We start from the raw sequence: 19748 nt of genomic DNA, 5'->3' as shown, positions 1-19748 counted from the left end.
ATTAGACATCCCTTATGGAGAAGACATTTTTGATATAGAGTTTCCGAAGCAAATGCAGGAGGAATAGCGTGCTTGTTATTAACTGTGGATCGTTACGGGAAGGATAATGATTACGGAATGTTGAAACATCAATTTGGAATAATGATGACGGATCCGGCGCCGGAACAGATATTTGAAGAGTATGAGCCGGAAAAGTATGACTGCATCGCAGTTGACGATGAGTATGTTCAGGAAGTGGCTGAGATGCTGGCAGGAGTCAGTGTTTATTGGCACGGCTTGGACAGACCTGAGTCGGGGCTGGCGTATCATGGGATCACATTAATCCCGCCAGAGTCGATTGAGGAAGTGATAGAAGCGGTCAAGGATGTTCCCGAAATGAGGCGGCTGATGGAAATGTTGGTGGTCGCAGAGAGGGAGCGGAAGTTTGTGATACATTTTGGGGTGTAAAATGATGTGAGGCAAGGTACCCGTGGTTGTCGGTGATGAGCCGATGGCTGCGGGCTTATTTTGTTGTAGTAAGATATTTTACTGCAAAAAAAGCGTCGTTCACTGCAAGAAGGTGAAAAGCAGATACCATTATGACGATATAATAATGATAAGGTAATCTATGATGAAGGGAATGATTCTATGAATGTTGCAGTATGTGATGATGAAAAGAAGACGAGAGAACAAATCGTGGCAATGATAAAGGAACAATACTCTGATGCAAAGCTCAGCTGTTTTACTACAGCTGAGGAAATGATTGCAGGGAGAGGCTTCTTTGATATCTGTTTCCTGGATATAGAGATGGGGAGTGTATCAGGGATTGAGCTTGCAAAAAGGATCCGGAAAGTGCAGGGAAATTCCGGGAAACGGAGCATCATCATTTTTGTGACAGCATTTCGGGAGTATATGGAGGATGCTTTTGATGTGAATGCCTTTCATTATCTTGTGAAGCCAATAAAGGAAAAGAAGTTTGCTGAAGTTTTCCAGCGGGCTGTTAAAGAGGTTGTGACCGGCGATGAACGAAGAGAGAAATACATTCTAGTCAAGGATGGTGAGAGTAAGAGAAAATTGCTTCTACGGGAGATTCAGTACATTGAAAGCAGTGACAGGAAGGTGGTATTCCATATGGATAACGGGCTGACTGAAACCTATGCCCGTATGTATGACCTTGAAAATGAGCTGGGAGATTTGTTTTTCAGGACACATAGGTGCTATATCGTAAATCTTGAAAAGGTGACGGCATATTCTGCGAACAGTATTCAGATGCTTAATGGTGACAGCGTTATGCTTGCGGAGAAGAAGTACACGGATTTTGTAAAGACATATCTTCGCTACGCTAAAAACGGAGGTATTGTAAATGTTTGATCTTTCGACTTTAACATTGACAGTTCCGTTATATATTGCAGATGCTGTTTTGAGCGGTTTATATGGGCTGGATTTGTTAAAAACACGATATGAAAAGAAGATAACGGTCATTCTTTGGACTATGATCTATCTTGCAGTAGATATTGTTATATATGAGATTCTTGGGATAGATAGAGATGTGATGGGGATTGTTATCAATCTCGCTGTACTGTTTGCGCTTCAATCACTTTTATTCAAATGGGATTATAAGAGACAGATTTTTGTTACCTTCAGTTTTGCAGCTGGGAGAGGATTGATTAAATATATTATCAGTGTGCTTTATTATTTAATCTCTATGTTGACCGTAGGCATAATAGAGCGAATCATATCATCTTCCGAAGGAATGACGCTGGAAAGGGCAAATGCAGTTTCAACAACAATTTTGATCATACAAGGTATGATCTGTGTAGCGGTATATGTAATCATATTATGCGTGTATCTGAAAACGCTAAGCAGAAAGTACATTTACAAAGGGTATGAGACAAGCTTTGGCGAAAACATTTTCTTGGTGTTCCCTTGTTTTGCGGCTCTTTGTGTTTCAATCACCATGCGGATCCTGATACTAAGATTCAGTGAAGGGATAGGGGTGCTGGTATATGAACAAGTCCCGGAAACAATGTTTTGGGTCATAGTAATCTGCATTTTATTACTTGGAACTATCATAGCGACTATGATGCTGTTCCAATATTTGATAGAGCGCAATGAAGACAGTAGGAAACAGGTAATTCTTGAAAATCAAGTGGAGCAGCTGCATAGGGAAATTGAGGATATAGAGGAAATCTACTCTGATCTGCGGGGGCTGAAGCATGATATGAGAAGCCATCTGAACAATATCACGCAATATGTAAAAGGTGTTGAAAATGGCGATACCAGAGAGCTTGACGAATACATTGGACAAATTGAGGATACTGTAAACAGGCTAGATTTTTCATCAAAAAGCGGAAACCCGATTACGGATATCATCATCTATCAAAGGCAACAGGAAGCCAGGAAGCATAGTATATCTTTTGATGTTGATTTCGTGGCTCCTAATACTGAGCAGATCGATATCTATGATGTCGCCGTTATACTGAATAACGCATTGGATAATGCTTTTGAAGCCTGTCGGGGATTGGATGGACACCGGGAGATTTCACTTAAATCCTACATGAAGGGAACACTTTTCTTTATTGAGATTGAAAATGATTTTGATGGAAGCGTGACTATGGACAGAGAAACTGGACTACCTATAACAAGTAAGAAGGATAAGAGGGTGCATGGTATAGGCCTGTCAAATATCCAAAAATGCGCAAGAAAGTATATGGGCGATGTGGATATCGAGATTCGTTCAGATGGCGGTAGGAAGAGGTTTATGCTGACCGTGATGATGAGCGGAAAGATTTCACTGCAAAAATGACGGTGTTCACGCAAAGTCTGTTAATTAGTGGTGATTATCATACGATAGAGTAGGTAGAAGAATAATCTCATACTATGAGAGACAGGAGGATTTGCATATGAAGATTTCAGGTTCATATAACCCTTATTCGATAAACAATAATATGGGAACAACAAGTAAGAAGCCGACTAATGTGAAGGACTATTCAAATTATCTGACGCAGAAGTTCGGTTGTCTGACTCCAGGGAAGAGTGCTTCGGTATCTGTTACTGGTGGATTGTTGAGAAAAGCTATGTCTGATGAAAAAACCGGGGAATGGCTGGAAAGAGAATTATCGAAGGTGCCGGATTATATTGAGGCAGCTCAGAAATCTTCCATAGCACACGGAGGCACACTTAAATCGGTATCCATCGAGTTTGGAGAAGAATACAGTACAATGACAACGGTAGGTGTATTTGGAGACGAAGGAAGTACAGATCCAGAGATAGATAAGTGGTTGGATAAGATTAAAGAGAAAAGAGCAGAGCAAAAAGAAGCTGAGAAAAAACTTGAACAGAAGCAGCAAGAACAAAAGATTGATGAGGCTTCATTTAACATGGAGTTTAGAGGAAAGGATTTGGAGGATCTGACAAATCAGTTCACGATGAAGCTGTCGGGAACGATGACACTGCTTTCTGGTGGGGCGTTTGATATACGCGGATGAATTGAAGAAGGTCAAAATTATGTCGATGGAGATAAGCAACGGTGTTACATCGCAGGTTATGGATTTGAAAACCCCTACGTCGGGTGTGACGAAAAAAGAAGAAATCAAGACCGGTTATAAGAATGTGGATGATTATTCCAAATACCTGCAGGACAAGTATAGTTAAATGAATGCAGGTAGTACTTCTATGCAAGGTGTTCCTGTTAATGTGAATGTATCGAAAGCTTTTTTGCAGAAATGCAAGGATGATCCGGAAAAAGCCGCATACCTGGAGGAAAACCTAAAAGCGATTCCTGATTGCGTTAAGTCGTTATGCAGTGCAGTAAATGCTGCTCCGGGAAGTCCGGTTGTGACATATGCCTCGTACAACATAGATGAGAATGGAAATATTTCCTGCACAAGTGGAAGTACAAACGATCCCGATGGGAAAATTGCAAGAGAGAATGCTAAGAAAAAAGCTGAGGAAAATAAGGCAGCTAAAGAGAAGGTGGAAAAGAAACGTGCTGAGAAAAAGGCAGAACAGGAACGGATTGAAAAACGCCGGATAGAGAAAGCTGAAGTGGATGGAAAGACAGATGAGTTTACTATTTCTGCTGTTGGAACAAATGTCAGAAGTGTTACCGCTAAGCTGGCTGAAGGAGTGTCATCAGGGGGCGTAAGCGGTACTGTGGGATTTGATGTGAAGGCGTGAGTGCATAATTAGGTTTCTTATAGCTTATATAATGACGGCTGGCGGAGATTTGGGTCTCTGTCAGCCGCTTTTTTTCTTATTCCTCAATCATCCGAAGAGCCTCAACAATGTAAGCAAAGGCTTTCGGACTTTGGCTGCGCATATAGGAAAGCTTTTTGTATTGGCTTTTGCCTATATTTGCCTGAAGATATGGTTCGGAATCTTCTATAGGTGTGAAGGGCTGACCTGTGAGCATACAGGAGGCGAGGTACATCACACGGCTTGCCTGGTTGGCGGCGATGGTTGCACTGTATTTCATGGACAGGACATGGCCGCCGATGGAGTGAATTCCCTTGATAAAGAGAGGGAATTCATCTTTGTCATAGACACCTTTTCCAATGATGCAGGCGCAGGAACGGATGGTATCCCGGAGGACATCTTCACGGGTTGCCGTTATGTCGCGGTAGCCAATTTCATCCAGAACAGCGCGGTTATAAGTGGCAACGAGATTCTGGTAGTTGTCTATTTTTTCGGAGAGGGTTGCAACATCGAATAACTGCTTGATGATTTCAAGTTCTTTGTCTATTCCGAATGGTACGCCGGTGGTGTGCGGAGCAAAGGCTGTGAGCTTGTCTCCGAGGATGCATTCCGGAGATGGAACGGTGACGGTTATCGGCGTGCTGTCGGTGAGAAGCAGGTCGTTCTTTATTTCGCAGGTCTGTGTGGCAAGATATGGACTATCAGCAAAGACAATATCCAGAAGGATATAAAAGTCATCATTCCTCAGTGGTGAGTCATAGATGAACTTGAAGTGGCGCTTCTCTATATTGTTTTTGCCGACACGTCGGTCTTCCTCGAAGGTCTTGAACGGGAATATCTTGGCTGCTTCGTTTATGTAGTGGTCAACATCGGTACCGGGCTTTACGAGGATATCAATGTCGGTTGAGAGCCTTAAGGGGTGGTCGAGGATTAGCATCAGGGAAGTTCCGCCCTTGAAGATGAAGGGCATTCCGACACGGGTGATGGCTTCCAGCAGGCCAAAGGCAAACAGGACTCTTTCCAAAAGGGAAGGGTCTTTCTTATATTTCTCGCGAAGAGAGTTCACATATTCTATGGTGTAGGTTTCTTTTGTTATCATGGGGTTCTCCTTATCAAATGGTCATCAGATGTATGTCGGTTTTTGTCTTTATGAAGGATAGCAGGCTGTCATAGAGATTGCGGCGTTTGGCATACCGGAACATACGGGTTTCGTCTATATTGTATTTGCGGAAAACATCTTCATATATGCGTGGATATTCGCTTCGCTCGATCAGGCTTCCTGAAAGTTTCTTGGACAGCAGATCCACCAACAGTTTTTCTATCACGCAGGAATGATTTGCATCCGATGCGGGAGCCTCAGAGAGGAGCTTTTGAACGACGATATCTGTTTCGGGAGCACGCTGCTTGTAAAAGGTATCGTATGTCGGCTGGATCATGGCATAAGGGTATTTTTCATGAAGCAGTTCGTAGACTGTATCCACAAGCATTGCTTCCACTTCTATAAATATTACATTCTTTGCGATCTGATGATTGATGAAATCGTTCATCTGGATCAATTCCCACATTTGAAAATTCACAAGAGGGTAGGCCTCGGTGATCTCTTTTTCAAGATCAAGGTATTCTTGGGAATGCGGGTAGGAATAATGTTTCTTTGCAGGAGCATCCTGAGGGATGCGGTAGTATTTACCGGTGCCTGCGGATGCAAGGCTGCCTTGTTTGCGCAGGGTGACAAGCATCCAGTTGATGGAGGCTTCGGTGCAGTCAGGGTATATGGAGTGGACTGTTTCGCGGAATGTATTTTTATTGAAAACCTCTCCGGTGGGGAGGTGCGGTAGTACGGTGGCTGCATTCATGGTAGGGATCACCTCGTGTTTGTAAATTCTATAATTCGGCAAAAAAATGAGAAAGTGCCGATTTATAGTTTTTATTATAGCGGATGAGGAGATAAAGTCAACTATAATTCGGCAAAAAACATAAAAGGTGACATAATATAGTTCTGAGAACTTTTGATTAGTGATGAACAAAAGAAACAGGGGAAATATCCGATAGAATAATAAGGTGTTGAATATGCAAAAAAATGTAAAGAAATTTTTGTTGTGGCCGCACATTTTACTAGGAATGAGACGGTTTATTCTGTGGTGTATGGTAACGGTGTGATGAAAGAGACAGACTCTTTTACGGCGGATGAAGCCGAGTTCCTGTATGCGGATGCAGATGATTTTGCTTCAGCCGTTGAAAACGGTAAGGTTGTTGTGGAGCTTAAGGCTACCAAGATGATTGATATCGGAAGGAAATTAGGTAGAAGAGGATGGGACGGTTAAGGTGATTATGCAGAAGTTAGCCGATGAGGCTGAGCATGATCTGAGCAGGATGACCGTTATTTCCGATGATGGGAGCTATTATGCGTTCGTGAAGTATAATGTAAATTGGCAGAATCTGTGTGCGCTGTATAGGTATGATGGCAGTGAGGGTAAACTTACTGAGGTTTGCCGGTGGGATAATGTGGAAATGACGGGGATTGCGTTAGATTAAGAGGTATTCGTCTTGTCTTTGAAACATATATTTATAGCCAATAAGGATTACGGCTCCCAAAACGGGATATATTTCGGCAGTGCTTATGACAGAAGAGGATTATGTAGAAGAATAAACTACATATGTTTACTGTAGGTGGCGGCTGTGCTAAGCTGACCCTCGCGAAAAGGCTCTCTATTCGGGTTTTGATTACTCGGGTATGGGAGCCTTTCTTTATGCCTTTTTGCACAGCCGTGGGTCCCTGCAGTCAACTTATGAGTAAGGATTGGAGGGGATTTTAACTTTTGGTCCAGTGGACCAGAAGTGGACCAAGATGATTTTAGGGAAGGATATCCTAAAGCGGGCGACATAGGAGCACGGAGTTTTTTGCGTAAAGTGGTTGTAACTTTAGGCGTATCCTGTTAATCACTTTATAGGATGACCCACCAAAGAAAGACCAAAATGACCGAAGGGTGGCAAGCATTGATTTTACTGGAACCAAGACTTGGCGAAGCAGAAAAGAAAGCAATTTATGTGAAGTGACAAAAAAGAACTCGCCAACACATAGCGGAGATGAAAATGCCAATCAGTGGCGGAAGGTTAGCAGGCTGAAATGCCTGTTTTTTTATTGCCCATTTAGTAATGAGGATAATTCCAACCCAAATGTAATTTAGAAGATTACCCGAAGGGAGGAACGATTCATGGGTACGAAGAAAACAATTTTACATCCTTTGGATACCTACATAGATCTGTATTCATATCTATCCAAGGGACAACACACAGAAACAGATACAAAAACGTATCTGGAGAATAATGGCCGAAGCAATACAAATGCTCGTAAGTGCGTGGCATCCGCAAGAGATGGTGAAATGCCCTTTATCACTGTGGAAGACGGAAAGGTCAGTTTAGATTTAAAAGCCTTATCTAAGGAATTAGAAGGAGTCTGTGCTGAGTTAAATCTTACGGCGGATATTTCTGAAAAGAAAAGGAAACCTGAAGATGATATCCCGACCGTTACTACGGGAAAATCACAAAGCTTTGAATCGATGCGAAAAGACAAGAATGCTGCAGTTGCTGAAACCAAAAAGCTGAAAGACGAACTGGCAGCAAAAGATGCAGAAATCTTGGAATTAAAAAAGAAGGTATCGGAAGGGATATGTGAATCCATTTTGTTGGATATGGATAAGAAGATCCTGATTCCTGCATCCGTAGCATCTGAACCTGCCGAGGTTCTGGCAAAGGACTTCTTTAAGGATAGCCCCGGTACAGATATCGACTTCATAAAGTATGCATCCAAATCAACAGAAGAGACGGAAGTTGATAGCCCATATGAGAGGAAGGTCGAACCCGAGAAGGCACTTACTGTTCGAAATGCAATCCGGCGTGTGTGCAGTCAGTTCAAGGACGGTAGGGTGTTTAAACGCATTCTTAACAGGCAGGCCGTTGAAGCTCAGCAGGATAACGAGAGGCAGAAGGCAATTCGGATGTTGCTTGAAAACAACGAGATGGATAACCAGACGAAGCTTACCACCTATGCGTTGTGGTATTTCCATGGGGATCCTGAGATGGAGGCATTACTTACCTATGCAGGAGATTACTGTATTGATGCAAATTATGTGATCCAGCTTTTGGAGCAACCCAAAGAGTATCAGAATTACAGAACCATCCATACATTTTTAAAGCAGGCATTATCGGCAAGCGAAGCCCATATCAAGAAACAGACCGTAAAGGAATTGTTATGTGGAGATTGGCAGGCGGTGGCGAACTATTGTGGAAAAGCTTGTCATTTCAGATTGGTGCCTGTGGAAGAGATACAGACATTTAAGGAGTTGCTTTTGAAAAATGATCAGACAGGTGCTGCCTGTGAAGCTTGCAAGATGTTAAAGACCACTTTTGGTCCAGTGGACCAAAAGTTGAATGGAACTCATATTGCGGATGAAAAACCGCAGATTCAATCGCCAGGATTTTTGCAGGAGGCGTATGGCGATGTGGATATCCACGTTCAGGTAGATGAAGACATGGTCTTTGATGATTTTAACGAAGAGGAGGCTGATGGAAATGATTAGTAAGAAAGTACATCTGTCTTTGTCGGAGGAAGAAGTAGCGAAATTCGACATGCTGAGAAATGAACTTGGAATGAATCGTTCTCAGTACTTCTGTTATCTCCTGTCAGGGCAGAAGAAGCAAATGCCGGATTCCATCAGATACAAAAATCTGATAGCAAAGCTTTCGGATATAGATCTGCATCTTAAACACATTTGTTTAAAGGAAGGTATGGATGCCGGGGATATTTTGTACGTGCATGAGGCAATTAAGGATTTAAGAACAGCACTTGATATTACTTCTGGTCCAGTGGACCAAAAGTCGAAGGGAGGTGAAAAGCATGAAAAAGTCAAAGTCTAATCGCGAGGAAAAGATGAGCGAGATACAGGAACGTTTGATGAATGGAACCAAGGAGATATACGAGAGTGGCAAGTGGGCAGAGTACATTTCTGTCATGTCAAAGTTTCCAAATTACAGCATCAACAACTGCATTTTGATTGCATCACAGTGTCCGCATGCAAGTTATGTCTGCGGATATAAGAAATGGAATGAGTTTAATCGAAACGTGGTAAAGGGTGAGTCCGGCATCATGATCTTTGCTCCTATAAAAGGAAAGGTTGAAGTGGAGGAGCCTAAGTTTGATGAGAGAAATCAGCCAGTACTTAACGATGACGGTACCCAGTCCACGGAGAGGGTGACAAGGGAATATAAGTCTTTTCGTCCGTGCTACGTATTTGATCTGTCACAGACAGAAGGTGATCCGCTTCCGTCACTTACCACGAGGCTGGAAGCAGGTGTGGAGGATTACGAGAAGCTAAAAGAAGTACTGATATCAATCAGTCCGGTTCCGGTGAGTTTTGAAGAAGTGCCCGGTTCTGCAAATGGCTTTTATTCGCCGACAGAAATGCGAATCGTGGTGCAGGAAGGAATGCCGGAGCTTCAGACTATTAAAACCATGCTTCATGAAATCGCTCATGCAACCTATGGTCATGGCAGTAAAGAAGATAAGTGGGACAAGCAGAGTAAGGAGATTCAGGCTGAGAGTACTGCGTTTTGGGTAGCAGGAATGCTGGGACTTGATACCGGTGATTACAGCTTTGGATATATAACCGGCTGGAGCAAAGATCGTGAAGTGTCAGAACTTAAAGAGAATCTGGAACTTATAAAGAATACAGCAAATGAACTGGTAACAAAGATTGATGAAAAGCTTGCGGAGTTGGAAGCAAAGCAGGAAATGCCGGAAGAATCAGAGACCCAGATTCCGGTAAAGAAAAAAAGTAGATAAAAATTTTGCCTCAGTTTAGTAATAAGGATTTTTCCAACCCAAATGTAAGGTGTAGGAACAAATCCAACAAAATTTTTTAGAAGGAGGAAAAAGCTATGGATTTTGTAACCAACACAAATGTAGTCATTGACTACGAAAAGAATGCTAACAACAGAGCAGCGGTTTTAGCATACGACACACTTATTGCTGCAAAGAAAAATAAGGAGAGAAAGGAGAAGAAACATGCTTAATTTTTCTGAATTTCAGGATTATGCGTTGATGACTATTCCGGAGCGTTTGCCGGAAGAGTACAAGGGCGCACAGATCCGCTCCCATGAAGTGGAGAAGAACAATGGTCTTGTGCTTCACGGGATTACAGTAACTCCGGAGGACAGCAACATTGCTCCGAATGTTTACCTTGATGGCTATTTCAAGCAGTACGAGGAGGGCAAGGATCTGGATGCTATCATGGATCAGATCACTCATACAGTGGTATCCAATATCAAAGCACCGGAAGAGTTCGGTAATATCGCGGAGAAGTTTCAGGACTTTGATTTTGTGAAGAGCAATATCGTTATGGTGGCAGTAAACACTCAGCGTAATGCGAAGCTTCTTTCACAGATTCCGCATAAGGAGAAAGAGGATTTATCCCTTATCTATAAGGTGATGATTGGTCGCGATTCGGAAGGCACTGCAACCATTACCATCCGTAATGAGCACATGGCTATGTGGGGAGTGAATGCGGATGATCTTTATGAACTTGCTGTTGCAAATACGAAGGAAATCCTTCCGGTAACAATCCAGTCCATGAATGAAGTTATGAGAGAGATGTTTGGAAAAGACGGTATGCCTGCGGAGATGGCAGACGTGATGTTTGAGGAAATGCCTCCGACACAGCAGATGTACATTATCTCCAATGCAGCAAAGGTCAACGGTGCAGCGTCCATGTTTTATGAAGATGCACTTTCTGAACTTTCCAAGAAGGTCGGAACCGATCTTTATATCTTACCTTCTTCTGTGCATGAGGTTATTGCGGTAAGTACCGATATGGGTACACCGGAGACCTTATCCGAGATGGTAAGAGAGGTAAATGGCACTCAGGTATCCGAGGAGGAACAGCTTTCAGATCATGTTTATCGTTTCGATGCAGCCAAGAAGACATTGTCTCTTGCTGACACAACGATGGAAGAGCTTAAGAAAGCAGCAGGTGCCGAGAACATGTCAGTTGAACCGGTAGCAGAGGGCAACCGTCCTCGCCACACACGCAGATAGGAGGAAGTGTTATGCAGGTATCAGAAGTAAGACTTAATTTGCTCAATACCGACAATGCGGTAAAGGCAATCGGTAGCTTCGCACTTGACGGAGCATTTGCAGTTCGTGGAGTAAGAGTGATGGAGGATAAGAACGGCCACAATTTTGTGGCGTTCCCATCCAGAGCAAAGTCAGATGGATCCTATGAGGATTTGGCTTTTCCACTTAGTAAGGAATTATATGCTCACATCACCGGAGCGGTAATTGATGAGTATAACGCACAGGTGGAAAAGCAGGCGCAGGAGCAGAATCAAGCCCAGGAGGCTTCTCAGGAAGCGACCCAGACAGAGGCCGCGAGCGAAGCAAAACCTGCTCCGAAGCGCGGAAAGGGCAGATAAGGAGGAGTGCTACATGCAGGTAACGGAAGTCAGACTCAAAAAGTCAGATTCCACCGATAGCTGTAAGGCGTATGGAAGTATCACATTGGATGGAGACTTTGTGGTATGTGGAATCAGGGTTTTGGAGCGAAAGGATGATGGACAGCTTTTTGTGGGCTTCCCGTCAAGGGAGAACCAGAAGGGTGAATACAAAGACATTTGTTTCCCGATGGCACAGACCTTAAGAGAAGATATTACCATTCAGGTTTTATCGGAATACGAAAAGCTGGCATAGCAGTTGGGACCGTCCTTTATGGGCGGTCCTTTTTTAGGAGGTAGCGATGGCAAAAGGAATCGTTGTTAAGGTATGGAATGTAAAAGCCGGTAGTTCAACAAGAAGCGCGGCATCACAGATATCGGATTCCATTGATTATATTGAGAATCCTGAAAAGACCGGTGTGCCACTAAATATCGCAAATGTAAATCAGCTGGGGAATGAGCTTACCTATGTTACGAATGAGATCAAGACAGTGGCAGGTCTTTATGTGGGATGCAGGCATATATCTGATATTTCCCATGCTACAGATGAAATGATGCAGATAAAAGAGTTTTACGGAAAGCTTGATGGCAGAGTGGCAACACATGGAATTATTTCTCTTGGTGCTTCAGAGTCAGATTCTAAGAACGCTGCAAAGCTTATGGAGCTTTTAAACGAACTGATGGAGAGTATATTCCCTAAGCATCAGGTTGTGTATGCAGTTCATACCAATACAGAGAACCTGCATATTCATTTCATCATAAATACTGTGGGCTTGGACGGCAAAAAGATTCATATGGATAAATCCTTTATGCGTCAGGTGATGGAAGTGGAAGTAAATAAGCTGGCTGAAAAATATGGGTTTACTCCAAATGAAACATGGAAGAAGGAAAAGGTAAAAGATCCGATTCCATTTCCTCAGCGGAAGATGATGCTTCGGGAACTTGTTGATATTGCCATCGAGCAGACGGATGAGTTTGATATATTTATCGCATATTTAAGAAATGAAGGCCTTTCGGTAAATGTGGGGCGCAATATCACGTTGCAGACAGAGGAAATGCCGTTTGCACTTCGAAGTGGACAGCTTGGAGAAAACTACTCGATATCAGCAATCAAGAAAAGGCTGGATTCAAAATATGATCCCTTTAAGCCTGTTGTTGCAGGGGATTATTATTCTGCGGTTATGCCGCAAGAGATGGCAAATATCGTGCCAAAGAAAATGAAGGCATATAAGGATATGTCAAAAGAGGAAAAACAGGAAGCGATACATCTTCTTCGTCTTGGCAGAAATCCATGGAGTGAAGCCAGGTGGGATAACTGGCAGATGCAGAAGATGGCGGATGAGCTTAAAAATGTCGGGTATGTTTATAAGCTGGTCAGACATTATTCCGGTGGAAATGATCATGCAAACATGGCAATGGAAAAAATCATTGAGCTTCGTAAGCAGATATCGCAGGAAAGAAAAGATGTCCGAAGCCTTATGAAGGAGTACAAACCAATTACATCCATATATCAGGAAATGAAAAGATACATGGTTCGGGCTTGCCTTTATGATGCTTATGGTTACAGCGAATATAAAGATGATTTTGAACGATATAAGGAATTATGCCATAGGCTGGAGGTTGGGTATGGCAAGAACGTGGAAGAAGTAGCGGAGCTGGTATTTGAGATGAATGCAAAGTTCGAATATCTGAAGGCACAGGATAAAGAGCTTAATGCACAGTATAAGGCAATCAAAGCATTTGTAGAAAATGGGAAGCTTAAGACAGTTAGCGATAATTATTCCTTCTTTCATGCAATCGGTCATAGCAATGCATTATATGAAGCCAAGCATTATGGCATATATGCGAGTGATATGAAGTATATCATCCCGGCTGATACGGATATAAAGATTCGTGTGGTAACAAGACCGGCAATGAATGACGGCAAGCCTACGGTGGAAACTGTTCTTGCCATTGTTGATAAGGATGGTCACGTTGGGGATGAAATATCATCGCTTACCATGTCGGAGAAGGAGTTTAATCAGAAGATATACGAGATTCAGAAAGATTATCGCATCAAGCGTTGCGATGTCAGCAGAAAAAATATTGCGGAAAATGTACGGCGAGTTTAGTAATGAGCGTTTTTCCAACCCAAATGTAATTTAGGAGGTGAGGAAAATGCAGCTAAATTATAAGCCGGCAAGTGATGGCAGGCTTAAATGTAAGTCTGCCATTTATCATGTGGAGTCAAAGTATCAGGAAAAAGAACTTAAGTCAGTATTTCTGTCATTAAAGGCAAATGTATGTGACTTAAACCCTGCGCTGATTACAAAGTGCATTACCGGTACTGAGCAGGACTTCATCATGCTTATGAACCGGGCTGGCGATTACCTTGCAAGGCATCATCCTGATTTGCAGGAAGATATGCGAAAGACTCTTATGGAAATGCTAAGCGATGCAGTGTTTGGGTATTACGTCCTTACACCGCTGATCCTATCAAAAGAGGTATCGGATATTAAGGTTTTGGCGTATGACCACATTGTTGTAAAGGCAAACGGACAAAGGTATCTGACGGATGTGAGCTTTGATTCGGAAGAGGATTACAGAACATGGTACGACAGAATCCTTCGCATTCACAGGCTTGGTAAGTCGGAAGAATATGCCCTAAACCATTGTACGGACAGAAAAGGTGTGGATGCTTTTTATCTTCGAATTGATGTGCAGCTATCCTGCATTACATCAACAGAGATAAATAACCTACATATCCGTAAGATGCCAAAAGAAAAACTTTCATGGGAGTACCTGAAAGATAACGGCATGCTGGATGATGCAGCTATGGATTATCTGAAAGACCGTATTCTTAGCGGCTATGGATTCTTGATTTCCGGTCGAGGTGGATCCGGAAAATCGACGCTACTAAATAACATGCTGGACTGGATCCCATTTGATGAGTCCATTCTGGTCTCGCAGGAGTCCGATGAGCTTTATTCTAACGTGCATCCGCAGATACAGTTCGAACACACCATGACGGTTAGAAAGAATGATGTTGTTACGGATTTTACGTTGGAGGATGAGTTAAGGCTCGGATTATTACAGGACATTGATAATTTCGTTATCGGCGAGATCAAGGGCGGAGAAGCACTTCATGTGTTTACTACAGCCATGAGTACCGGCGCGAGGTTCTTTGGAACGATTCATAGTAACGATGCCAGAACCAGCGTTAGAAGACTTGTACAGTGTGCGAGATATGTAAGCGACTATCCTATGGAAACATTGGAAGAGATGCTTTCTGCAATGCCGTTTGTACTTATCCATATGAGCAGGTTTTCGATTGATGAGATTGTGGAGATAGAGGGCTGGGATGCAAAAGCAGGAAAGCTTATATTCCACGAAGTATACAGGAAGGAGCAAGGGAATTGATACAGGAAGTAATGCTTATAACGGTTGCGATAACAGTAGCGTTTATGGTGCTTTGTTTTGCAACAGATCTTAGGGAGAGGATGATATACGCCTTTCCTTGCATGACATTGATAGCACTTTGGGCTGTGCTTTGCGCGATAAGTACCGGTCAGTTTGTGATGATTGGAATTGCGGTTTCGGTGCATTTGGCAATTTATCTTGCGCTTAAGATCACAGGTATCTGGGGAGATGGAGACAGCGATGTTTTTTTGCTTTACGGAATGATTTTTATGACCATGATGCTTACGGGCAAGTATGAAATCGGAATAACGATGTATATGATCCTAGAGCTTATCGTAATGGTGTTTGCACTTATTGTTTCATTTGTTGTGGCACTAATAGAAGCGAAGATCAAAGGACAGAAGCTTACAAAGAAAAGCTCCGTTGCCGTAGTTCCGGGCTTTGCAGTCGTAATCATTCTTATGGTTGTAAAGATGGTCTTTTGGAGGTGATTTGATGACAGAGCAAGCCATTATTAAGCAGTCACTAAACGGTATGGCTCAGATTATCAATGCCATCCCCGGTGAGGTGTATGTAAATAAGGAAGCAGAAACACTTCTAATCATGCAGCACCGATTACCGGAAAGTGATCTGAAGAAACAGATAGAAATATATAATGCGATATTTGCCAAGCAGGGTGGAGCAAGCATTTCAGATATTACCGACAGTGCGATTGCTTATGTAAAGATAAAGATTTTATCAGAGGCAGAGCTTTTGGATTTTGATGCCAAGAGTCTTCGTGACTTGATAAAGGAGTGCAGGGTCAATATTGATAAGACCACAAATATTCTTAGGCTTTCAAAGACTCACCTGCTTACGGCGGATGATTTTCAGAAGGAAAGAATCGAAAAGACGGCAAAGAAGAACGAGGCATTTATCACGGCACTGGACGATGTGATTGCCGAAGTTGAAAAGAGAATTGAGAGAATGCCAAAGCCGCTTGAACTGCCGGAGCAGGAATTTGATTTTGCAGATGAAGATAAAGAAGCCAAAAAGCCTGTGCAAGATAAACCGTTACAGTCGAAGGTTTCCGTTACAGAACGAATCCAAAAGTTTATATCTTCCGGGCGTGAAAAGCGTGAGATGGAAGAGAGACTTAAGGTTGTTGAAAAAGAAGATGCCGAGACCGGGTGTAAGGAGATCCCGTTCTATGACAAAACGCTTTTTGCAACGGAGGTTATACCTTGTAAGGACTTTGGATGTTATAGCCTGCTTAAGAGAAAAGACAATGTGTACTTTGGCCTTACAAAGAATCTGAAGGAAAAGATTTACGACAACAAAGACCAGAGCTTAATTGAGCTTACGGAGATAACGGAAGAGTTTTTGCAGTTTATGACGGCGGATGTTCTGACAGAAGAGTATGAGCTACATACCTTCACTGAAGATGAAAAATTCGGGATGCGTATGTATTTCAACTTCGTATCCAAGTGCTTTGAAAAGCATATCGGAAATACACTTACGGTTTCGGAATACCTGGCATTTAAGCGTTATTATAACCGACTTGTCAGGGAAGTGATGAGACTTGATGAAGAAAAGCATAGGAACTATTATCGGGCACTCCCGATAGCGGAGGATTACATGGAGCTTATGGCTTCTTACAACATGGTTCTTAGCGAAAACAAGCGTGAAATCGTGGAAGGAATTATCGCAGGCAAAACGGATGCATACGTGGAGAATCTGGATCTTATCATAGAACATCACATCGTTGATGAGGAAGCTAAGAAGGATCTTTTGCTGTTAAAGGAGCGGATTATCTATTTTGCAGATGAGGATCACTTTTGCAAACCGGATAAAGAACAGGAGCCTGATAAAGCGAAACCTGTGCAGGTACTTCCGGCAGGATTTATTCCGCAGATGCCAATGCTTCAACAGGCAGGAGCACCACTTATCGGAAATATGTATTTTACGCTTCAGTGTCTGAATGAGAACAGAGAAGTTGTGGATGAAGCTTATTTTGCGACAGCAAACATGCCACAGGCAATGGAAGATTACAGAAACAAAGAAGCATATATCAAGCGATTTGGCTTGATTCAGGATGGGCGGTTTGTACCGCTGTTAAGTTCAGAAGGAGGAAGTGAACATGAAGAATAACTCATTGATTATTATGATAGCCGTAGTTTTTGCAGTAACCATAGCTGTAGCACTTATTATTCGCGTGATCTTTTTGGATAAGTACACGGAAGAAAAAGTCCCGAAGGAAGTGATCACGGCTGCCAGTGAAGAAGTTGCCGAAGAAAACACCAAGGAACCTGAAGATATTATTTCCGAAGATGTAAAGGAAGACTATGCAGGTGCTGAGAATGCTGTAGTAGAGCTTGTGGAGAGAACTACGATTGAAGGAAATGGCGAATTTGAAACAGTGTATGACAGATACATTGTCTCGGATGTGAACTTCACGGAAAAAACCGATGTGACAAAGGATTACCATGAAGCTCTTGCAAATAGCGAAGGCGAGATTGGGGACGGTATTGAGATTTCATTTCGCGAAGCTTTCGATATGTCCTATACCGGACTTGATGGATGGAAGTTATATGAGAAGCTGATTAAGCAGTGTGGATTCTCTACAGACTTTAATGATGTGACATTTGACGAAGAAAGCCATGATCTTACCGGTCAAAACCTCTATGTCTATAATGGCAAAAATGACGTTATAGATAAGCTCTTATGGGGTGAAACCTACGATGAGATCTTGGACAGCAAGGTTTGTTATCAGCTTACGGAAAACGAAAAGATGCCGGAGTATTTTTCAGCGACAGTAAGCTATAAATATCACGAGCAGGTAATCACAAAGAGCCGGTATTTATCGGTTTCTATAGTTAGCGGAAAGGAGGGCTAAGATGCGGTGGATGAAAAGAATAGTGTGTACCTTAATGCTGGTGGTAGGAATGATGTTATCCTTTTCAACCACGGCATTTGCAGATGATGTAGGAGATACCGGTGGTACGGATGGTGGAGGAAGCGGAACCAATGTATATACCTTTTACTATTCCTATGATTCCGGCAAAGACGCGATTGTGCTGACGGTTAATTGTCTTCGCTCAATCAATGATTTTGGAAACAGTACTAGTCATACGTTTGGCAGTGCATCTGATAGCACCTACATTCCGTCAAGTAATCCAAGACTTGGTTCTTCTTTGGAAAGTGCTATCTCTGCCATGAATTCAGCAGGCGGATACAATCTATCTATAAGTGATGTGAAGGCAAAACTTAACAATCTTGGTTATTACGATGGCGGAAATGGAATCTGGCGAAGAACCGGAGGTTATCTTACTTACATTGATGCAGTAAAGATCAGACCAAAGAAACATACGGTTCATTATGATGCTAACGGCGGTACCGGAGCACCTTCGGATCAGACAAAGCAGGAGGGAATTACCCTTACTCTAAGAACAAAGAAGCCGACAAGGACAGGATGGACTTTTAAGTATTGGGTAGCGAGTATCGGGGGTCATTATAATCCCGGTGGAAGCTACACCCATGATCAGGATGGCGGTGTCGTTACCATGAAGGCGTACTGGAAAGATGAGACAGCTCCTAGTCTTGCAGATTTTTATGCTATTCCAAATTACTGGAGTGCAGGTAATGGTACGATAGGTTTTACCGTGCAGGATGAAGGAAGTGGTATCACATCCATTGTGCTGGAACGATATTCCTACGTAACACGAAGCTGGAACACGGTAAGAACATGGTCATATGGCGGCACGACATCCGTGATATCAAAGACATTGTCAGAGACAAGCGAAGGCGTGTTTAAGTATCGCCTGACTGTAACGGATAAGGCTGGAAATTCCGCTACACGTACATCTGATACCATTTATCTGGATCACAGTAATCCGGTGCTTTATGGGATGGAGAATACCAATACAGAGTGGACGAATATCGCTCCGGTAATCAATGTCAGTGCGACAGATTATTTGTATGGCACAACCTATACCGGTTCTGATCTTTCAAGTGTTGAAATATTTGATGATTCGGGAAGATGCGTGGCAGATGGCATTCGTTCAGCGGTATATACGCTGGAACCAAGATACGAGGGTATTCATACATGGAGAATTGTGGCTACAGATAATGTGGGACATACATCTTTTGCATCAGTAACGACAAAGTATGATATCACAAAGCCTGGAATTGATGGAACGGAGATAACATACGTATTGCCGGACGGCACTTATGTATCCGGGTATTGTCAGGATAACATTATCAATCAGCATATTGATGACGAGACTTGGCGAAGTGTAAATAATCCTAATGTAAGTTCCGGCCTTAAGAGTGTGATACTTTATCGTGTAACCGGAAGAAGCAGGGAGGCAATCTGGTCCGATCAGACGAGAGCAACGTTCGGATATAGCAATACTCACAGTGCATTTAATATGTATTATGAGATTCAGCGTAGTGAGAGAACAGCAAGCTATTATGAGATTATTGTTACTGACTTTGCAGGTAATATCACACGAAAGAAGCTGACGAGCCAGTATAGTTTGCTTACTTGGTTCCATACCAGCATTGACAGAAGCAGCTATAACTAAATTTGCAGTGTTCCCCCTGGGAGATGGGAAGGGGGCTAGGGGGTAGGAATGGTACCATGAATAAAAGACCAAGCCTTCAGCTAAAAACCATCTAAATTACAATTTCATAACGAAAAAAGATAA

At 42.7% G+C, this 19748-nt stretch carries 22 protein-coding genes and 1 pseudogene; 21 read left to right on the top strand and 2 right to left on the bottom strand.

The genetic code is table 11. The features are described from left to right. Positions 1–72: 72 nt before the first annotated feature. From G600_RS0112235 to G600_RS14610, 6 genes are all read left to right on the top strand, one after another. The gene (locus tag G600_RS0112235) at positions 73–447 is read left to right on the top strand and encodes a hypothetical protein (protein WP_051195516.1); all 375 of its coding nucleotides are present in this window, start codon (positions 73–75) and stop codon (positions 445–447) included. A gap of 180 nt (positions 448–627) precedes the next feature. Beyond that, complete coding sequence (locus G600_RS0112230; protein ID WP_027432162.1) at positions 628–1350, top strand: LytR/AlgR family response regulator transcription factor; 723 nt, start codon at positions 628–630, stop codon at positions 1348–1350. Further along, positions 1343–2785, top strand: coding sequence for a sensor histidine kinase (locus tag G600_RS0112225; RefSeq protein WP_027432161.1), 1443 nt, complete (start codon positions 1343–1345; stop codon positions 2783–2785). Before G600_RS0112230 ends, G600_RS0112225 begins: the two co-directional genes overlap by 8 nt. 97 nt (positions 2786–2882) lie before the next feature. Continuing rightward, the gene (locus G600_RS14615; RefSeq protein ID WP_051195515.1) at positions 2883–3467 is read left to right on the top strand and encodes a hypothetical protein; all 585 of its coding nucleotides are present in this window, start codon (positions 2883–2885) and stop codon (positions 3465–3467) included. 19 nt (positions 3468–3486) lie between these two features. Further along, positions 3487–3633, top strand: coding sequence for a hypothetical protein (locus G600_RS15755; RefSeq protein ID WP_155885982.1), 147 nt, complete (start codon positions 3487–3489; stop codon positions 3631–3633). Further along, the gene (locus tag G600_RS14610) at positions 3634–4158 is read left to right on the top strand and encodes a DUF6033 family protein (RefSeq protein WP_051195514.1); all 525 of its coding nucleotides are present in this window, start codon (positions 3634–3636) and stop codon (positions 4156–4158) included. It begins immediately after the preceding gene. A gap of 76 nt (positions 4159–4234) precedes the next feature. On the opposite strand, the gene G600_RS0112210 is transcribed toward G600_RS14610, so the two are convergent. Next, entirely contained in the window at positions 4235–5275 is a 1041-nt protein-coding gene (locus tag G600_RS0112210) for a nucleotidyl transferase AbiEii/AbiGii toxin family protein (RefSeq protein ID WP_027432160.1), read from the bottom strand. Between the two features lie 13 nt (positions 5276–5288). Then, positions 5289–6029 (bottom strand): DUF6577 family protein, encoded by a 741-nt coding sequence (locus G600_RS0112205; protein ID WP_027432159.1) that lies wholly within the window; start codon positions 6027–6029, stop codon positions 5289–5291. A 303-nt stretch (positions 6030–6332) separates the two neighbouring features. Between G600_RS0112205 and G600_RS0112200 the strand changes: the two genes are divergently transcribed. From G600_RS0112200 to G600_RS16000, 15 genes and pseudogenes are all read left to right on the top strand, one after another. Then, positions 6333–6497 (top strand): hypothetical protein, encoded by a 165-nt coding sequence (locus tag G600_RS0112200; RefSeq protein WP_155885981.1) that lies wholly within the window; start codon positions 6333–6335, stop codon positions 6495–6497. 891 nt (positions 6498–7388) lie between these two features. Then, positions 7389–8753, top strand: coding sequence for a hypothetical protein (locus tag G600_RS0112185; RefSeq protein WP_027432156.1), 1365 nt, complete (start codon positions 7389–7391; stop codon positions 8751–8753). Beyond that, on the top strand, positions 8746–9090 hold the full coding sequence (locus tag G600_RS0112180; RefSeq protein ID WP_027432155.1) for a hypothetical protein: 345 nt from the start codon (positions 8746–8748) through the stop codon (positions 9088–9090). The genes G600_RS0112185 and G600_RS0112180 overlap by 8 nt, the downstream gene beginning before the upstream one ends. Further along, positions 9071–10015 (top strand): ArdC-like ssDNA-binding domain-containing protein, encoded by a 945-nt coding sequence (locus G600_RS14605; RefSeq protein ID WP_051195513.1) that lies wholly within the window; start codon positions 9071–9073, stop codon positions 10013–10015. Before G600_RS0112180 ends, G600_RS14605 begins: the two co-directional genes overlap by 20 nt. A 95-nt stretch (positions 10016–10110) precedes the next feature. Then, positions 10111–10245 carry a hypothetical protein gene (locus G600_RS16045; protein WP_278244418.1) on the top strand — a complete coding sequence of 45 codons (135 nt, stop codon included), beginning with the start codon at positions 10111–10113 and terminating at the stop codon, positions 10243–10245. Continuing rightward, entirely contained in the window at positions 10238–11266 is a 1029-nt protein-coding gene (locus G600_RS0112160; protein ID WP_027432153.1) for a DUF5688 family protein, read from the top strand. Before G600_RS16045 ends, G600_RS0112160 begins: the two co-directional genes overlap by 8 nt. 11 nt (positions 11267–11277) lie before the next feature. Then, positions 11278–11643 (top strand): SpoVG family protein, encoded by a 366-nt coding sequence (locus G600_RS14600; RefSeq protein WP_051195512.1) that lies wholly within the window; start codon positions 11278–11280, stop codon positions 11641–11643. A gap of 13 nt (positions 11644–11656) precedes the next feature. Then, positions 11657–11917: a SpoVG family protein gene (locus G600_RS15850; protein ID WP_027421658.1), complete on the top strand. Its 261-nt coding sequence runs from the start codon at positions 11657–11659 to the stop codon at positions 11915–11917. Positions 11918–11963: 46 nt separating this feature from the next. Then, positions 11964–13772 (top strand): relaxase/mobilization nuclease domain-containing protein, encoded by a 1809-nt coding sequence (locus G600_RS0112145; RefSeq protein ID WP_027432152.1) that lies wholly within the window; start codon positions 11964–11966, stop codon positions 13770–13772. A gap of 46 nt (positions 13773–13818) precedes the next feature. Further along, the gene (locus G600_RS0112140; RefSeq protein ID WP_027432151.1) at positions 13819–15060 is read left to right on the top strand and encodes an ATPase, T2SS/T4P/T4SS family; all 1242 of its coding nucleotides are present in this window, start codon (positions 13819–13821) and stop codon (positions 15058–15060) included. Next, positions 15057–15551 carry a hypothetical protein gene (locus G600_RS0112135; protein ID WP_027432150.1) on the top strand — a complete coding sequence of 165 codons (495 nt, stop codon included), beginning with the start codon at positions 15057–15059 and terminating at the stop codon, positions 15549–15551. The genes G600_RS0112140 and G600_RS0112135 overlap by 4 nt, the downstream gene beginning before the upstream one ends. A gap of 4 nt (positions 15552–15555) precedes the next feature. After that, entirely contained in the window at positions 15556–17190 is a 1635-nt protein-coding gene (locus tag G600_RS0112130) for a hypothetical protein (protein ID WP_027432149.1), read from the top strand. Then, positions 17180–17935, top strand: coding sequence for a hypothetical protein (locus tag G600_RS0112125; RefSeq protein WP_027432148.1), 756 nt, complete (start codon positions 17180–17182; stop codon positions 17933–17935). Before G600_RS0112130 ends, G600_RS0112125 begins: the two co-directional genes overlap by 11 nt. A gap of 1 nt (position 17936) precedes the next feature. Further along, a pseudogene (locus G600_RS16270) lies at positions 17937–18569 on the top strand (InlB B-repeat-containing protein); the annotation flags it as partial. A gap of 240 nt (positions 18570–18809) precedes the next feature. Then, positions 18810–19625 (top strand): hypothetical protein, encoded by an 816-nt coding sequence (locus G600_RS16000; RefSeq protein ID WP_242826386.1) that lies wholly within the window; start codon positions 18810–18812, stop codon positions 19623–19625. The last annotated feature ends 123 nt before the right edge of the window (positions 19626–19748 follow it).

This window comes from Lachnospira multipara ATCC 19207 (assembly GCF_000424105.1).
Lineage (GTDB): Bacteria > Bacillota > Clostridia > Lachnospirales > Lachnospiraceae > Lachnospira > Lachnospira multipara.
Note: the sequence above shows the minus strand (reverse complement) of the source record. Positions and strands in the feature narration are given on the sequence as shown.

Coding starts and splice junctions, on each gene's coding strand:
- G600_RS14605 (WP_051195513.1), top strand. CDS start 9,071: ATGAAAAAGTCAAAGTCTAATCGCGAGGAAAAGATGAGCGAGATACAG.
- G600_RS0112130 (WP_027432149.1), top strand. CDS start 15,556: ATGACAGAGCAAGCCATTATTAAGCAGTCACTAAACGGTATGGCTCAG.
- G600_RS0112210 (WP_027432160.1), bottom strand. CDS start 5,275: ATGATAACAAAAGAAACCTACACCATAGAATATGTGAACTCTCTTCGC.
- G600_RS14615 (WP_051195515.1), top strand. CDS start 2,883: ATGAAGATTTCAGGTTCATATAACCCTTATTCGATAAACAATAATATG.
- G600_RS15755 (WP_155885982.1), top strand. CDS start 3,487: ATGTCGATGGAGATAAGCAACGGTGTTACATCGCAGGTTATGGATTTG.
- G600_RS0112125 (WP_027432148.1), top strand. CDS start 17,180: ATGAAGAATAACTCATTGATTATTATGATAGCCGTAGTTTTTGCAGTA.
- G600_RS14600 (WP_051195512.1), top strand. CDS start 11,278: ATGCAGGTATCAGAAGTAAGACTTAATTTGCTCAATACCGACAATGCG.
- G600_RS15850 (WP_027421658.1), top strand. CDS start 11,657: ATGCAGGTAACGGAAGTCAGACTCAAAAAGTCAGATTCCACCGATAGC.
- G600_RS0112145 (WP_027432152.1), top strand. CDS start 11,964: ATGGCAAAAGGAATCGTTGTTAAGGTATGGAATGTAAAAGCCGGTAGT.
- G600_RS0112200 (WP_155885981.1), top strand. CDS start 6,333: ATGAAAGAGACAGACTCTTTTACGGCGGATGAAGCCGAGTTCCTGTAT.
- G600_RS0112185 (WP_027432156.1), top strand. CDS start 7,389: ATGGGTACGAAGAAAACAATTTTACATCCTTTGGATACCTACATAGAT.
- G600_RS0112225 (WP_027432161.1), top strand. CDS start 1,343: ATGTTTGATCTTTCGACTTTAACATTGACAGTTCCGTTATATATTGCA.
- G600_RS0112230 (WP_027432162.1), top strand. CDS start 628: ATGAATGTTGCAGTATGTGATGATGAAAAGAAGACGAGAGAACAAATC.
- G600_RS0112140 (WP_027432151.1), top strand. CDS start 13,819: ATGCAGCTAAATTATAAGCCGGCAAGTGATGGCAGGCTTAAATGTAAG.
- G600_RS0112160 (WP_027432153.1), top strand. CDS start 10,238: ATGCTTAATTTTTCTGAATTTCAGGATTATGCGTTGATGACTATTCCG.
- G600_RS0112180 (WP_027432155.1), top strand. CDS start 8,746: ATGATTAGTAAGAAAGTACATCTGTCTTTGTCGGAGGAAGAAGTAGCG.
- G600_RS0112205 (WP_027432159.1), bottom strand. CDS start 6,029: ATGAATGCAGCCACCGTACTACCGCACCTCCCCACCGGAGAGGTTTTC.
- G600_RS16045 (WP_278244418.1), top strand. CDS start 10,111: ATGGATTTTGTAACCAACACAAATGTAGTCATTGACTACGAAAAGAAT.
- G600_RS14610 (WP_051195514.1), top strand. CDS start 3,634: ATGAATGCAGGTAGTACTTCTATGCAAGGTGTTCCTGTTAATGTGAAT.